This window comes from Streptomyces sp. NPDC047022 (genome assembly GCF_040644155.1).
Lineage (GTDB): Bacteria > Actinomycetota > Actinomycetes > Streptomycetales > Streptomycetaceae > Streptomyces.
Window position 1 is genome coordinate 46,613 of sequence record NZ_JBEYVV010000019.1, and the last position, 13,989, is coordinate 60,601.

Annotated in this window: 12 protein-coding genes; 7 read left to right on the top strand and 5 right to left on the bottom strand. The window is 70.2% G+C overall.

Annotation, left to right across the window (positions count from 1 at the left end; genetic code table 11):
• Positions 1 to 58 precede the first annotated feature (58 nt).
• Entirely contained in the window at positions 59 to 298 is a 240-nt protein-coding gene (locus ABZ845_RS20375; protein ID WP_360981523.1) for a hypothetical protein, read from the top strand.
• A 124-nt stretch (positions 299 to 422) separates the two neighbouring features.
• Here ABZ845_RS20375 and ABZ845_RS20380 read toward each other — a convergent pair whose 3' ends face one another.
• Positions 423 to 992: a TetR family transcriptional regulator gene (locus ABZ845_RS20380; protein WP_360981526.1), complete on the bottom strand. Its 570-nt coding sequence runs from the start codon at positions 990 to 992 to the stop codon at positions 423 to 425.
• 143 nt (positions 993 to 1,135) lie between these two features.
• Here ABZ845_RS20380 and ABZ845_RS20385 point away from each other — a divergent pair, with 143 nt between their 5' ends.
• The gene (locus ABZ845_RS20385; protein WP_360981529.1) at positions 1,136 to 2,605 is read left to right on the top strand and encodes an FAD-dependent monooxygenase; all 1,470 of its coding nucleotides are present in this window, start codon (positions 1,136 to 1,138) and stop codon (positions 2,603 to 2,605) included.
• 138 nt (positions 2,606 to 2,743) lie between these two features.
• On the opposite strand, the gene pepN is transcribed toward ABZ845_RS20385, so the two are convergent.
• A complete protein-coding gene (gene pepN, locus ABZ845_RS20390; protein WP_360981532.1) occupies positions 2,744 to 5,317 on the bottom strand; it encodes an aminopeptidase N in 2,574 nt (857 codons plus the stop codon).
• A gap of 124 nt (positions 5,318 to 5,441) precedes the next feature.
• Between pepN and ABZ845_RS20395 the strand changes: the two genes are divergently transcribed.
• The gene (locus ABZ845_RS20395) at positions 5,442 to 5,672 is read left to right on the top strand and encodes a ribbon-helix-helix domain-containing protein (RefSeq protein ID WP_360981535.1); all 231 of its coding nucleotides are present in this window, start codon (positions 5,442 to 5,444) and stop codon (positions 5,670 to 5,672) included.
• The gene (locus ABZ845_RS20400) at positions 5,659 to 6,006 is read left to right on the top strand and encodes a type II toxin-antitoxin system PemK/MazF family toxin (protein ID WP_360981538.1); all 348 of its coding nucleotides are present in this window, start codon (positions 5,659 to 5,661) and stop codon (positions 6,004 to 6,006) included. The genes ABZ845_RS20395 and ABZ845_RS20400 overlap by 14 nt, the downstream gene beginning before the upstream one ends.
• Before the next feature lie 52 nt (positions 6,007 to 6,058).
• On the opposite strand, the gene ABZ845_RS20405 is transcribed toward ABZ845_RS20400, so the two are convergent.
• The 3 genes from ABZ845_RS20405 to ABZ845_RS20415 all read right to left on the bottom strand — a co-directional run bounded on the left by ABZ845_RS20405 (position 6,059) and on the right by ABZ845_RS20415 (position 11,630).
• Positions 6,059 to 7,075 (bottom strand): aspartate-semialdehyde dehydrogenase, encoded by a 1,017-nt coding sequence (locus ABZ845_RS20405; protein WP_360981541.1) that lies wholly within the window; start codon positions 7,073 to 7,075, stop codon positions 6,059 to 6,061.
• A 395-nt stretch (positions 7,076 to 7,470) separates the two neighbouring features.
• Positions 7,471 to 10,791: a S8 family serine peptidase gene (locus ABZ845_RS20410; RefSeq protein WP_360981544.1), complete on the bottom strand. Its 3,321-nt coding sequence runs from the start codon at positions 10,789 to 10,791 to the stop codon at positions 7,471 to 7,473.
• A 299-nt stretch (positions 10,792 to 11,090) separates the two neighbouring features.
• Entirely contained in the window at positions 11,091 to 11,630 is a 540-nt protein-coding gene (locus ABZ845_RS20415) for a CGNR zinc finger domain-containing protein (RefSeq protein ID WP_360981547.1), read from the bottom strand.
• A gap of 167 nt (positions 11,631 to 11,797) precedes the next feature.
• On the opposite strand from ABZ845_RS20415, the gene ABZ845_RS20420 reads away from it, so the two are divergent.
• From ABZ845_RS20420 to ABZ845_RS20430, 3 genes are read left to right on the top strand one after another with little or no spacing between them, the layout of a single operon-like run.
• Positions 11,798 to 12,250, top strand: a complete 453-nt coding sequence (locus tag ABZ845_RS20420; protein ID WP_360981550.1) for a VOC family protein — start codon at positions 11,798 to 11,800, stop codon at positions 12,248 to 12,250.
• A 2-nt stretch (positions 12,251 to 12,252) separates the two neighbouring features.
• Positions 12,253 to 13,140 (top strand): pyridoxamine 5'-phosphate oxidase family protein, encoded by an 888-nt coding sequence (locus ABZ845_RS20425; RefSeq protein WP_360981553.1) that lies wholly within the window; start codon positions 12,253 to 12,255, stop codon positions 13,138 to 13,140.
• 9 nt (positions 13,141 to 13,149) lie between these two features.
• Positions 13,150 to 13,608: an NUDIX hydrolase gene (locus ABZ845_RS20430; protein WP_360981556.1), complete on the top strand. Its 459-nt coding sequence runs from the start codon at positions 13,150 to 13,152 to the stop codon at positions 13,606 to 13,608.
• Positions 13,609 to 13,989: the final 381 nt, after the last annotated feature.

The window sequence follows — 13,989 nt, forward strand, 5'->3', positions numbered from 1 at the left end:
GGGCCCGTACCGCACCCCCGGGCGCGCGGGCCGTTCGGGCGTTCGCTACTTTTGCAGTGTGGACAAGAAGAACGCCCTGCGCGCCGGTGCCCTGGCCGCCGGTACGACGCTGATGATGCTGCTCATGTCGTCTCCCGCGCTCGCGCTGACCCGCGACGACGGCGACGACCCCGGCAAGGGCCTGAGCGTGGCCCAGACGCTGGGTCTCTACGTGGTGATTCCGATCGTTCTGTTCCTGATCATCGCGGGTCTCGTCATGGCCCTGGACAAGTCCCGCAAGCAGCCGAAGCAGGGCTGACCGGGCCGGGCCGACGCCCGTTTTCTTGCTTCCGCCGAGGGAGTCCCCGCATCCGTACGATGCGCGGACTCCCTCGGCGCTTTTCACCCCTTCACCCGTATGGGCGTATCCGGTGCGGGGCCCTCTACGGGTGCGGAGCCGTGAGATAGCGCCGTACCGTCGGTGCCAGCCAGGCCACGATCTCCTGGCGGCTGAGATCCACGGCGGGCTGGAACTTCAGCACATACCGCGCGAGGGCCATACCGAGCACCTGTGACGCGATGAGGCCCGCGCGGGCGGGCGCCTGCTGGGGGTCCGGGCAGATGCGTTGTGCGACCGGCATCAGCTGGTCCCGGAAGATCTCCTGGATCCGCTCGGCCCCGGTCTCACCGGTGACCCCCACGCGCAGCATCGCCGTGAGCGCTTCGTGGTTCTCCTCCCAGAGGGTGAGGAAGTGATCCACCAGGGCCTCGCCCACATCGCGGTCGCCCAGCCGCTGAGGGTCGGGGATGCGCAGGTCGATGTCGAGGACGGCGCCGAACAGGCCCTCCTTGGAGCCGTAGTAGCGCATGACCATGGACGGATCGATGCCCGCGTCCTTGGCGATGGCCCGGATGGTGGCGCGCGCGTAGCCCTCGGAGGCGAAGCGCCGGCTTGCGGCGGCCAGGATCGCCGTGCGGGTGGCGTCTGAGCGGCGTGGGGGTTTTTCAGGCATGCCAACAAGCGTAGGCCAACATGTGTTGACAGTCCAGGGCGGGTCAACGTATGTTGGCAAACAAGCGTTGGCCTACAAGTGTTGGCCCACGAGTGTTGGCCAGCCGTCCGCGGCCGACAGCCACCGGCTTCCTGGAGGTCGCCATGAACGACACGACCCGCACCACGACCCGCACCACCACCGAAGTCGCCGTCGTCGGCTCCGGTCCGACGGGCCTCCTCCTGGCCGGCGACCTCGCCATCGCCGGTGTCCCCGTCACCCTCGTCGAGAAGCGCCCCCACAAGATCAGCAACCTCTCCCGAGCCTTCGTCCTGCACGCCCGCACCCTGGAGCAGCTCGACGCCCGTGGGCTCGCCGACGAACTGGAGGCCAAGGGCCGGCCCCTCTCCGACATCCGCCTCTTCGACCGCCTGACGATCCGGCTCGACACCCTCCCCTCCCGCTTCAGGCACCTGCTCGTCCTCCCCCAGTACGAGGTCGAGAAGGCGCTGGAGCGGCGCGCGGTCGACGCCGGCGTGCGCTTCCTCTACGAGACCGAGGTCACCGGACTGAGCCAGGACGCCGAGGGGGTCACGGTCCACCTCCGCGGCGCCGACGGGGAGCCCGGTGAGCTGCGCGCCGCGTACGCCGTCGGCACCGACGGACTGCACAGCGCCGTCCGCGAGGCGGTGGGCCTGTCCTTCCCCGGCAAGTCCGTCATCCGCTCGGTCGTCCTCGCCGACGTCCTCCTGGACGAGAAGCCGGAGCACACGCTGACCGCCAACGCCGACGGTGACGCCTTCGCCTTCATCGCGCCCTTCGGCGACGGGTACTACCGGGTCATCGGCTGGCACCGTGACCGCAACGTCCCCGACACCGCCCCGCTGGACCTCGACGAGGTCCGGGAGATCGCCCGTCTCGCGCTGGGCCGTGACTACGGCATGCGCGACGCGCGCTGGCTGTCCCGCTTCCACAGTGACGAGCGCCAGGCGCCCGCGTACCGCGTCGGCCGGGTCTTCCTCGCGGGCGACGCCGCGCATGTCCACACCCCGGCCGGCGGCCAGGGCATGAACACCGGGCTCCAGGACGCCGCGAATCTCGCCTGGAAGCTCGCCGCCGTGCTGCAGGGCCACGCCGCTCGCGAACTGCTGGACACCTACCAGTCGGAGCGCCACCCCGTCGGGAAGTCCGTGCTGCGCAGCAGCGGCGGGATCGTCCGGCTGGCGATGGCCAGGCGCCCCTGGACCCTGGCGCTGCGCGCCGCGCTGACCACATTTTCCAACCACGTCGGCCCGGCCCAGCGGCACGCGGCGGGCCAGATCACCGGAATCGGGTACGCCTACGCCGCCCCGCGCGGCGCGCACGCCCTGGCCGGCAAGCGCATGCCCGATGCCGACCTCGCCTCCGGCAGGCTCTACGAGGCCCTGCGCGGCGGGATGTTCGTGCTGATCACGCCGAAGCCGCAGCAGTACCGGGAGAACGGACGGAAAGACCGGCTGATGGTGGAGAGCTGGGCGAGCGACCGGCGGACGACCGTCCTCGTACGGCCCGACGGATACGTCGCCTGGGCGGCCGAGGCGCCCGACGCCGCGCAGACGGAGGCGGCGCTGACCCGCTGGACGGGCCGCAACTGACCGTGCGACCCGCGCGGGCGGGGGCGGACACGACGAAGGGCGCCCGGCAGCAGGGGCCTCCCGTTCGGATCAGGCCGGGCTCGCGGAGCCTGATCCAAACGAAAGACCCTGCCGGGCGCCCTTGCGCATGGGTCACCGTCAGACGGCGGCAGCGTCCGCGGCCTGCGCCTTGAGCGCGCGCTCGATGCCCGAACGCGACTCCATGACCAGGCGCCGCAGCGCCGGGACCGGCTCGGTGACGGCCAGCCACGCGTCGGTCTTCGACGCCGTCTCCTCGGAGACCTGGACCGCCGGGTAGAGACCGATCACGATCTGCTGGGCCATCTCGTGCGAACGGGAGTCCCACACGCCCGCGAGCGCGGCGAAGTACTTGTCCGTGTACGCGGCGAGCAGCTCACGCTGGTCGGTCTGGACGAAGCCGGCGATCACCGCCTCCTGGACGGCGTTCGGCAGCTTGTCGGACTCCACGACCGACGCCCACGCCTCCGCCTTGGCCTCCGGGGTCGGACGGGCCGCACGCGCGGTGGCCGCGTGCCGCTCACCGGCCGCCGTCTTGTCCCGCTCCAGCTCGCCCGCGATCTCCGCCTCGTCGAAGCGGCCCACCGCGGCGAGCCGCTCCACGAACGCCCAGCGCAGCTCGGTGTCGACGGCCAGGCCCTCGACCGTCTGCGAACCGTCCAGCAGCCCCTCCAGCAGGTCCAGCTGCTCCGGGGTACGGGCGGTCGCCGCGAACGAGCGCGCCCACGCCAGCTGGTGGTCGCTGCCGGGCTCGGCGGAGCGCAGATGGGCGAGGGTGGCGTCCGTCCACCGGGTCAGCAGCGCCTCGCGCATGGACGGGTCGGCGTACAGGTCGATGGCCAGCTTCACCTGGCGCTGCAGCGACTGCACCACCCCGATGTCGGACTCCTTGCCGATGCCGGACAGCACGAGCGCGAGGTAGTCGCGCGTGGCGAGTTCGGCGTCGCGCGTCATGTCCCAGGCCGAGGCCCAGCACAGGGCGCGCGGCAGGGACGCCTCGAAGTCGCCGAGGTGCTCGGTGATGAAGGCGAGCGACGCCTCGTCCAGGCGGACCTTCGCGTACGAGAGGTCGTCGTCGTTGAGCAGGACGACGTCCGGGCGGTGCCGGCCGGCGAGCTGCGGCACGGCGGTCAGCTCGCCGTCGACGTCGAGCTCGACGCGCTCGGTGCGCATCAGCTTGCCGCTCGCGTCGTCGAGGTCGTAGAGGCCGATCGCGATGCGGTGGGGCCGCAGGGTCGGCTCGCCCTTGGCGCCCGCCGGGAGCGCGGGGGCCTCCTGGCGGATGGCGAAGGAGGTGATGACACCGTTGCCGTCCGACTCGATCTCGGGGCGCAGCACGTTGATGCCGGCCGTCCGAAGCCACTTCGTCGACCAGGTCTTCAGGTCGCGGCCCGAGGTCTCCTCCAGGGCGCCCAGCAGGTCGGACAGGCGGGTGTTGCCGAACGCGTGCCGCTTGAAGTACGCCTGCACACCACGGAAGAACTCGTCCATGCCGACGTACGCGACGAGCTGCTTCAGCACGGACGCGCCCTTGGCGTACGTGATGCCGTCGAAGTTGACGATCACGTCGTCCAGGTCGTTGATCTCGGCCATGATCGGGTGCGTCGACGGCAGCTGGTCCTGGCGGTACGCCCACGTCTTCATGGAGTTGGCGAACGTTGTCCAGGAGTGCGGCCAGCGGGAGGCGGGGTGGTACGCCTGGCACGCGATGGAGGTGTAGGTGGCGAACGACTCGTTCAGCCACAGGTCGTTCCACCACTCCATGGTGACGAGGTCGCCGAACCACATGTGGGCCAGCTCGTGCAGGATGGTCTCGGCCCGCAGCTCGTAGGACGCGTCGGTCACCTTGGACCGGAAGACGTACTGGTCACGGATGGTGACCGCGCCCGCGTTCTCCATCGCGCCCGCGTTGAACTCGGGCACGAAGAGCTGGTCGTACTTCTTGAACGGGTACGCGTAGTCGAACTTCTCCTGGAACCACTCGAAGCCCTGCCGGGTCACCTCGAAGATCGCGTCGGAGTCGAGGAACTCGGCGAGGGAGGGACGGCAGTAGATGCCGAGCGGGACGCTCTGCCCGTCCTTCTCGTACACGCTGTGCACGGAGTGGTACGGGCCCACGATCAGCGCGGTGATGTACGTCGAGATCCGCGGCGTCGGCTCGAAGGCCCAGACGTCGTCCTTGGGCTCGGGGGTGGGCGAGTTCGAGATCACGGTCCAGCCGGTGGGCGCCTTCACGGTGAACTGGAAGGTGGCCTTGAGGTCGGGCTGCTCGAAGGAGGCGAAGACCCGTCGGGCGTCCGGGACCTCGAACTGCGTGTAGAGGTACGCCTGCTCGTCCACCGGGTCGACGAAGCGGTGCAGGCCCTCGCCGGAGTTGGTGTACGCGCAGTCGGCGACCACGCGGAGCACGTTGCGGCCCTGAAGGAGGCCGGGGAGCGTGATCCGGGAGTCCTTGAAGACCTCGGAGGGGTCGAGCGGGTCGCCGTTCAGCGTGACCTCGTGGACGGTCGGCGCCACCAGGTCGATGAAGGACTCCGCGCCGTTCTCGGCGGAGTCGAAGCGCACCGTGGTCACGGACCGGTAGGTACCGCCCTCCTGCGCGCCCGAGAGGTCGAGATCGATCTCGTACGAGTCAACGCTGAGCAGCTTCGCCCGCTGCTGAGCCTCTTCGCGAGTCAGGTTTGTGCCAGGCACGCGGTCATCTCCTCGTTATGTGTGGGTTCGGACATCCTTCCACGACCGCTGGCCGGATTGGTGTGGGGAGATCCCTACCATCCGGAGTAGCTACACCTTGCCTACCAGGAGTAGCATCGACGGTATGAAGATCAGTGTGAGTCTGCCGCAGGAGGACGTCACCTTCGTCGACGAGTACGCCGCGCGTACCGATGCCGAGTCCCGCTCGGCCGTGATACATGCCGCGATCGAACTCCTGCGCCAGGCGCAACTGGAGCAGGAGTACGCCGAGGCTTTCGCCGAGTGGGACGAGAGCGAGGACGCACGGTTCTGGGACCAGTTCTCGGGGGACGGCCTGACCGATGAAGCGCGGTGACATCTACCTGGTCGATTACGAGCCCGCACGTGGCAGTGAGGCCAACAAGGCGCGTCCGGCGGTGATCGTCTCGAACGACGGTGCCAACGGGGCCGCGGAGCGAACCGGCCGAGGCGTTGTCACGCTGGTGCCGCTGACGACGAACACCTCCCGGGTGTACCCGTTCCAGGTACTGCTTCCCGCGGAGGAATGCGGACTGCCGAAGGACTCGAAGGTGCAGTGCGAGCACGTGCGCGCCCTTGCTCCAGAGAGGCTGCTGCGCCCGATCGGCGCAGTTCCACGTCGGCGCATGACCGAGATCGACGCCGCGCTCCGGCGGCATCTGGCGCTCTGAGCATACGAAAAAGGGGCGCCCCGCCAAGAGCGCCCCTTGCTCACACCGTCTGCTACTCGCTCAGCTCCGCCGCCACCAGCTCCGCGATCTGCACCGCGTTCAGGGCCGCGCCCTTGCGCAGGTTGTCGCTGGAGACGAAGAGGGCGAGACCGTTCTCCACCGTCTCGTCCGCGCGGATGCGGCCCACGTAGGACGGGTCCTGCCCGGCCGCCTGCAGCGGCGTCGGGATGTCGGACAGGGCCACGCCAGGGGCGCCCGCGAGCAGCTCCGTGGCGCGCTCCACCGACAGCGGACGGGCGAAGCGGGCGTTGATCTGGAGGGAGTGGCCCGAGAAGACCGGGACGCGGACACAGGTCCCGGAGACCTTCAGACCGGGAATCTCCAGGATCTTGCGGGACTCGTTGCGGAGCTTCTGCTCCTCGTCGGTCTCGTTCAGGCCGTCGTCCACGAGGTTGCCCGCGAAAGGCAGCACATTGAAGGCGATCGGCCGCTTGTAGACGCCCGGCTCGGGGAAGTCGACCGCCGCGCCGTCGTGGGTCAGCTTGTCGGCTTCGGCGACGACCTTCTGCGCCTGGTCGTGCAGCTCCGCGACGCCCGCGAGGCCCGAGCCCGACACCGCCTGGTAGGTGGCGACGACCAGCGCCTCGAGGCCCGCCTCCTCGTGCAGCGGCCTCAGGACCGGCATCGCGGCCATCGTCGTGCAGTTCGGGTTGGCGATGATGCCCTTGGGGCGGTTCACCGCCGCGTGCGGGTTCACCTCGGAGACCACCAGCGGTACGTCCGGGTCCTTGCGCCACGCGGAGGAGTTGTCGATCACGACGGGGCCCTGGGAGGCGACCTTCTCGGCCAGCGCCTTCGAGGTCGCGCCGCCCGCGGAGAACAGCACGATGTCCAGGCCGGTGTAGTCGGCCGTCGCCGCGTCCTCCACCGTCACGCCGTCCAGAACCGTCCCCGCCGACCGGGCAGAGGCGAACAGACGCAGCTCCTCGACCGGGAAGTTCCGCTCGGTGAGGATCCTGCGCATGACCGTGCCGACCTGACCGGTGGCTCCGACGATTCCGACCCTCACGGTGACTCCTCTGCGTGTTTCCGGCGTGCCTCTGACGTGCCCGTTGTTCGGCCGAGGCTTCTCCATCATGCGGCCGACACCTGGCTGTCTGTCCAATTTTCTGCACTGTGCGCCCGAGGACTGGGACGCCCCGGCTCCGGACCCGGTTGCGGACCTTCGGTGTCCACCCCGGGGACCTGGAGAAAATCATCCCGCGGGCGCCCCGTGCCGCAAGCTGTGCTGCCCCGCACCTGCCCGCGGCCCCCAGGCGCACACGGCGGTGTGACGTACGCCTCGGGCTCTGCCCCCGTGGTCTCGCACAGCGACGCGGGACGACGAAGGGCGGGCGCCCCTACGGACGCCCGCCCCATCGCCGTAATCCCGCCGAGGCACTACGGCACTACGGGATCACGGCACTACGGCGTGACCTTCCCGATCTTCACGCTGCCCACGCCCGCGACAGTGCCGCGCGCGTTCACCAGCTGGACCTGGCCGAAGAACTCCCGGCCCTCCGGAGCAGCCGTGGCCGCCGTGACCGAGCCGGACACCGTCGCGGTGTCACCCGTGCCGAGCTTCACCGGCGCCGAGCCGTCGACCGCGACCTGGCCGAGCGAGGGGGAGAAGAACACGTCCCGGTAGTCGTAGGCCGTGGAGCCGGACGGCACCGAGTAGCCCGCGACCTCGATGGTGTACGTACCGGCGGCGGGCGAGGCGATGTGCACCGACTCCTCGGAGTCGCCGTCCGCCGACTGCGCGACCTGCTTGCCGGACGCGTCGTACACCGTCAGGTCCAGGTCGGCGGCCGCGTCGGACACATTGCCGATGGCGACGTCCAGCGAGGTCGCGCCCGCGGGCACCTCGACCGTGCTGGTCTGCTTGTCGCCGCCCTTGATGGTGGGCCGGTCCGTCTTCGAGGAGCCGAGGGGGCCGCCGACCAGCTTGCCGTCCAGGGCCGCGTAGGTGTTCGTGACCTTCCAGGAGGCCGGAGCCGGGGTGCCGGCCTTGGCCTCGGGCACGGTCACCGTCTGCGGGTCGAAGGCGGCGCTGAGGACGGTGACGTCCAGCTTGTAGGGGTTGTCGAGCATCGGTGAGGTGCGGCGCGCCTCGACCTCGATCTCCCACACGCCGGCCTGCGGGTCCGCGTACGAACGCACGTCGGGCTTGCAGCCGTTGCCGTCGAAGTAGTTGTTGTAGCAGTTGGGCGTCGAGGTGTTGTCGACCGGGACGCCGTAGGGGTGGATCGCGATGAACCGGGTCTGGCTCTGGTCCTTGAGACCGCCGATCGCGACCTCCAGCGACTTCGCGCCCTCGGGCACGGTCAGGAAGTACGACGTGCTGCTGTTGCGCTGCACGGAACTCGACGCCGAGTAGGTGTACTTGACCGGGGTCGACACCACGACCGTCGTCAGGATCTGCTTGTCGACGCCGACCGTCTTCGGGTCGTCGACCTCCAGGATCGCGCTCTTGATGCCCGAAGTCCTCGGCGCGGCCTGGACCTTGACGGTCACCGGCTGGTTCAGCGGCAGCCTGACCTCGTCGGGGCCGAGGATCCGGAACGTGCCGCGGTAGTCGTTCTGGAAGCGCAGCTCGTGGCGGAGCGCCTTGTCGGGGCCGGACGTACGCGTGATGGTGATGTCGTACGTCTTCTTGTCACCGGCCTTGAGCCCGCCCTCGCGGTCGTACAGGCCGGTGCCGAAGCCCGGGGTCTTGAGCGCGGAGTCGATCGCGGTGTCGACCGGGGCCTTCACCGTGTAGTCGTGGGCGTCCGCGCCGAGGCGGATCGCGTCCCAGGCGTCGACGATGTTGATCCGTCCGGCGCCTTCCTCGTACGCCTGGGCGCCCCTGATGTGGTCGGCCGTCGAGGTGAGGGCCGTGCGCAGCGTGGCGGGCTTCAGGTCGATGCCCTTCTGCTTCGCGGCCGACAGCAGCAGCGCCGAGGCGCCCGCGGCCTGCGGGGAGGCCATCGAGGTGCCCTGGAGCATGGAGTAGCCGGCCGGCAGCGAGTAGCCCGCCTCGGCGACCGGGGAGCCCGGCAGCCAGGTCTGGGTGGTGTTGATCGCGGCACCGGGCGCGACCAACGTCGGGGTGAAGCCGCCGTCCTCACGCGGGCCGCGTGAGGAGAAGGGCATCATCTGGTACTTCGTGGTGACCTGCGAGCCGTAGTTCGCGGCCCAGGTCTCCCTGGAGATGCCGGCGCCGACCGAGATGACCTTGTCCGCGAGGCCGGGGTCGCCGATGGTGTTGGCACCCGGGCCGGAGTTGCCCGCGGAGATCACCAGCTGGACGCCGTAGGTGTCGATGAGCCGCGTGTACAGCTCGGAGCGCGCGTTGTTGCCGTCGTTCAGCGCCGGGAGGCCGCCGATGGACATGTTGACGATGTCGACGCCGTGGTTGACGACGAGGTCGATCATGCCCTCGGTGAGCGCGACGTTGGTGCAGCCGCCGGTCCAGGTGCAGGCACGGGAGGAGACGATCTTCGCGCCCGGGGCGGCGCCGCTCATCTTCCCGCCGAACAAGCCGTTCGCGGCGGTGATACCGGCGACGTGCGTGCCGTGCTCGGACTCGATGACACCGATGTTGACGAAGTCGGCCTTCTTGCCGACCCAGGACCCGCCGTAGGGGTCCATCGGCACGTCCTTGCGGATCTGCACGACGAACGGCACACGCTCGGCGACGTCCGTCTTCGGGTCGTCGGTGCCGAAGTAGCCGACCTGGTAGCCGTCCTTGTACGGCTTCATCGGCGTGTCGTCGCTGAAGTCGTGGTTGTTGTTCAGGTCGAGCGTGACCGTGCCCGCCGCGGCGTCGTACAGGACGCCCCAGCTGTCGGTGGTGTCGCCGTCGCGGTCGAGGTCGCCCTTCTCGTCGCCGCCGGTGGTCGCGGACTCCTTGAAGGTGCTGATCTCGTACGAGCCCGCCGGCGCGGTCCAGGTCTGGCCGCCGTAGGTGAAGGTGGGCCCCGAGACCGCGGTGACCATGGGACGCCAGGTCGCGTCGCTGTCCGCGATCGGGTCGGTCGAGGTCACCCAGTCGACGATCTTCCGCTCGCCGGTGGTGGTCTTCTGCAGCGCCGGATGGCTGAGGTCGACACCGGAGTCGAGGATGCCGATGGTGACGCCGCGGCCGTCCGCCTTCGGGTGCTCGCGGACGAAATCGACGGCGCCCGTCTCGAAGGACGGGTTGTAGGGGTTCTCGGCTGGGGTGTTCTTGCCCGGGCCGGTGTAAGTGGTGGTGCCCTTCGAGGCGTTGCCCTTGGCCGCCGCGCCCTCGGCGGTGTCCGCGCTCGGCGCCGGGTCGTCGAGCTGGATCTCCTGCCGCAGGTCGATGGCGTGCACGGAGGACAGCTTCTCTGCGGCGGCGATGACCGAATCCGCCTTGGCGGTCGGCACGGTGGCGCGGACGTAGCCGACCTTGTCGTACGTGCGGCCCACGGAGCCGCCCTTGACGGCGTCCAGTTGCTCGGCGACCTGCTCGGTCTGCCCGGGGGCCGTCGCGATCATCATCGTGACGTTCTTGGCGCCGTCGGCCTTGGCCTCGGCGAGAAGGTTGGCGTCGTCCGAACCGAGCTTGGCGCTCGCGGACTTGACGGCCGGGTCGGCCGGGGCCGACGGGTGGTTCGCGGAGTGGGCCAGGGGTATCGGCCCGGCCGCGGAGAGCGCGGCCACGATACCCGCGGCGACGGCGGTGCGGGCCACGCGTCTCGCGCGCGATATGGGCGCGCGCTGAGAGTCGGTCGTCATCGGCATCCCTTGTAGGTAAAGGAACGGAGGGTGGTACGGCCGGAACCGCTCAAGTCGACCGGTCCTGACCGCAGTCGTCCGGTTTCGGGTCCGGAAGACCGCTCAGCTTTACCTAAGGGGCAGATGTTTGGGGAGAGTTGACCCGGACGGGATGGAGTCATGGCGTAATCCCGCCATACGCCATCGGGAACTTAGTGGAGCAGGCCGGACATTCTGTGCGCTCGCTGCGCACTGCTTGTGTGTCGGCTGTGCGCTGCCTGTGTCCCTGGGCGCGCCCCTACGCGCGTAACTCCCCGATCTCAGCTCTCGCGCGTGCGCGCGTAGTGACGGGACGCCTTCGCGCGGTTGCCGCAGCTCGCCATCGAGCACCAGCGGCGGGTGCCGTTGCGCGAGGTGTCGAAGAAGTGGAGGACGCAGGTCTCGTGCGCACAGCCGCGGATCCGGTCGGCGGCGGTGGTCAGCAGTTCCAGGTAGTTACGGGCGGCGAGCCAGGCGGGACCCCAGGACGGATCGTCGAACTCGACGCGCTCGCCGGGCCCTTCGGGTGTGAGCGTCGGCCGGATCCGCCCGTGGCCGAGCATGGCGTCGACGGCGGCGGCCCCCTGTGCCGGCGGGCCGTCCACCGCGGCCCGCAGGGCGTCGCGTGCCGTGAGCGTGTGCCGCAGGGTCGTGTCGTCGGCGGTGAACCCGTCGAGTCCGCCCGAGGTCAGCCATACCTCGAGTCCGTCGGTGTCCGTGAGCAGGTCCTGGAGGGCGCCCTCCTGCGTCCAGCGGGTGTTCAGGAGGTCGAGCGCGAGGGGTTCGCCGGTGAGCGGGCGCGGATCGCGGGTGGCGGACATGGGGGCTCCTCGGCTGCCGACCTGTACTAACCCCTCAAGGGTACGTCACCGGTTGACGTTCCCTGCTTATAACCTTTAAAGTCTAAGTAAGTGGTTAGCTCGCGCGCCCCCCACGGCATCCCCATCACCTGGGCTGCCGTGAACCAAGGAGAACCGAGGAGATCCCCATGCCCCTGCGCACCGCCCACACCGGCCTGAATGTCACCGACCTCGACCGCTCGCTCGCCTTCTACCGGGACGTCCTCGGCTTCCAGGTCCTCGCCGAGGGGCAGGAGGACGGCCGCGGGTACGCCTTCCTCGGCTTCCCCGACGACGCCCCGATCCCGGTGCTCACGCTCTGGCAGCAGGCGCGGGGCGCATACGACGCCGGGCGCGCCGGACTGCATCACCTCGCCCTGGAGGTGGACACGATCGAGCAGGTCAGGGGGTACGAGAAGGCCCTGCGCGGCTACGGCGCCGAGTTCGCGTACGAAGGTGTCGTCGCCCACCGTGAGGGCTCCGCATCAGGCGGCATCTTCTTCCACGACCCGGACGGGACGCGGCTGGAGATCACCGCACCGGGCGGCGCCGAGACCGCGCCCGCGCCACACGCGAACGCGCCGACCTGCGGTTTCTTCTAGCCATGGGGGTGTATCACGCCGGTTCGCGCGCGGTGCAGGACCGGCTCGGCGTCCGGGACCAGGCGGACCATGTCGGCCGGTCCATGGGCGACACCCTGAAGCCGGTAGCCGCGGCATTCCTGGAACTCCAGCCGATGCTGGTGCTGGGCGCGGCCGACCGGGACGGCGGCGGCGTGTGGGCGTCCGTGCTGACCGGGGAACCGGGCTTCGTGCACGCCCTGGATCCGCGCCGGATCGCGGTCGACGTCGGCGTCGCGGTGACCGATCCGCTGGCGCCGGCGCTCGCGGTGGAGGGGGCCCGCGTGGGCACGATCGCCCTCGACCCGCGCACCCGCCGCCGTATGCGCCTCGTGGGCCGGTCCTGGCCGACGCCCCGGGGCCTGGCGATCGAGGCGGAGCGGGTGTTCTCCAACTGCCCCCGCCACCTCCAGAAGAGGGAGTCGTACGAGTGGGTGGCGGACCGCATCCCGGAGGAACCTCGACGGGGCACCGAACTGACCTGCTCACAGCAGGAGTTCATCGCAGCGGCCGACACGTTCTTGCTCGCCACGGTCCACGCGGACGGGGTCGACGTGAGCCACCGGGGCGGCAACCCGGGCTTCGTCCGAGTCGAGTCACCCCGCGAACTGGCCTGGCGCGACTACCCCGGCAACTCGATGTTCCTCACCCTCGGCAACCTGCTCGGCGACCCGCGCGCCGGGGTGCTGTTCCTCGACTGGACGACGGGAACGACACTGCACCTCACCGGCGAGGCCCGGACCGAGTTCGCCGCCGACGGCGAGCGCACCGTCCGCTTCACCGTGACGGAGGCGGTCCGGACGCCGGCCGCCGTGCCGCTGCGCTGGTCCCCGCCCGAATACTCGCCTGCCAATCCCGACCCGACGCGTTAACGTCACTGTGTGCGCGAGAAGTTGAGGGTGGCGGCCTACGCCGTCTGCGTCCGTGACGGCAGGCTGCTGATGGTCCGTATGCCGAACCCCGACGGCACGTCCGTATGGGGCCTGCCCGGCGGCGGCATGGAACACGGTGAGGACCCTTACGACACCGTCCTGCGGGAGGTGACGGAGGAGACCGGCTACCGCGCGGAGGTCACGGGGCTGCTCGGCGTCGACTCGGTCCGCTTCATCACCCGGGGCCGCCTCGGCCGCACCGTCGACCGCCACAGCGTACGGCTCGTCTACGAGGGCCGCGTCGTCGGCGGCGAACTGCGCGACGAGGTCGGCGGGTCCACCGACCTGGCCGCCTGGCAGGACCTGACCGCCGTGTCCGGACTGGCGCGCATCCCGCTGGTCGACGCCGCGCTCGCCCTGTGGCACGAACGCCCCGCCGCCGGACGGGCCGGACTCCCGGAGGCCTGACCGGCGTGGCCCCGCGCCCCTTCAGGGCGTCTTGGCGTGGGGAGTGGGTTCGGCGCCCTCGGGGTGCGTCGGGTGGCGTGATCGGTGCGCCACAAGAAGTGGCACGGGGACGCGGTCGCGTTCGAGGCGCGGCTCGGGTAGGGCTCCGGCGCCTGGTGGCGGTCCGGTGGTCGCCTCGAAGTAGGCTGTGTCCGCCCGCCTCGGCCGGTGCCCGGGCGTCCGGCTCGCCGTCGGGAAGCCGTCGAGTGATGGTGTAAACCCATTCGACTCGGACATGAGACGCGCCGTTCATCTGCCCGAAACATCCATGCCGCCTCATAACGGACAACCCGCTGTTCACGGGGATGGTCCACTTATTGTTGCTAGGCGGGTGGTCGCGTG

What these genes read in the sequence shown, in the direction of transcription:
- ABZ845_RS20410 (WP_360981544.1), bottom strand. Translation starts at nt 10,791, where the DNA reads ATGACGACCGACTCTCAGCGCGCGCCCATATCGCGCGCGAGACGCGTG.
- ABZ845_RS20425 (WP_360981553.1), top strand. Translation starts at nt 12,253, where the DNA reads ATGGGGGTGTATCACGCCGGTTCGCGCGCGGTGCAGGACCGGCTCGGC.
- ABZ845_RS20415 (WP_360981547.1), bottom strand. Translation starts at nt 11,630, where the DNA reads ATGTCCGCCACCCGCGATCCGCGCCCGCTCACCGGCGAACCCCTCGCG.
- ABZ845_RS20400 (WP_360981538.1), top strand. Translation starts at nt 5,659, where the DNA reads ATGAAGCGCGGTGACATCTACCTGGTCGATTACGAGCCCGCACGTGGC.
- ABZ845_RS20380 (WP_360981526.1), bottom strand. Translation starts at nt 992, where the DNA reads ATGCCTGAAAAACCCCCACGCCGCTCAGACGCCACCCGCACGGCGATC.
- ABZ845_RS20395 (WP_360981535.1), top strand. Translation starts at nt 5,442, where the DNA reads ATGAAGATCAGTGTGAGTCTGCCGCAGGAGGACGTCACCTTCGTCGAC.
- ABZ845_RS20420 (WP_360981550.1), top strand. Translation starts at nt 11,798, where the DNA reads ATGCCCCTGCGCACCGCCCACACCGGCCTGAATGTCACCGACCTCGAC.
- ABZ845_RS20385 (WP_360981529.1), top strand. Translation starts at nt 1,136, where the DNA reads ATGAACGACACGACCCGCACCACGACCCGCACCACCACCGAAGTCGCC.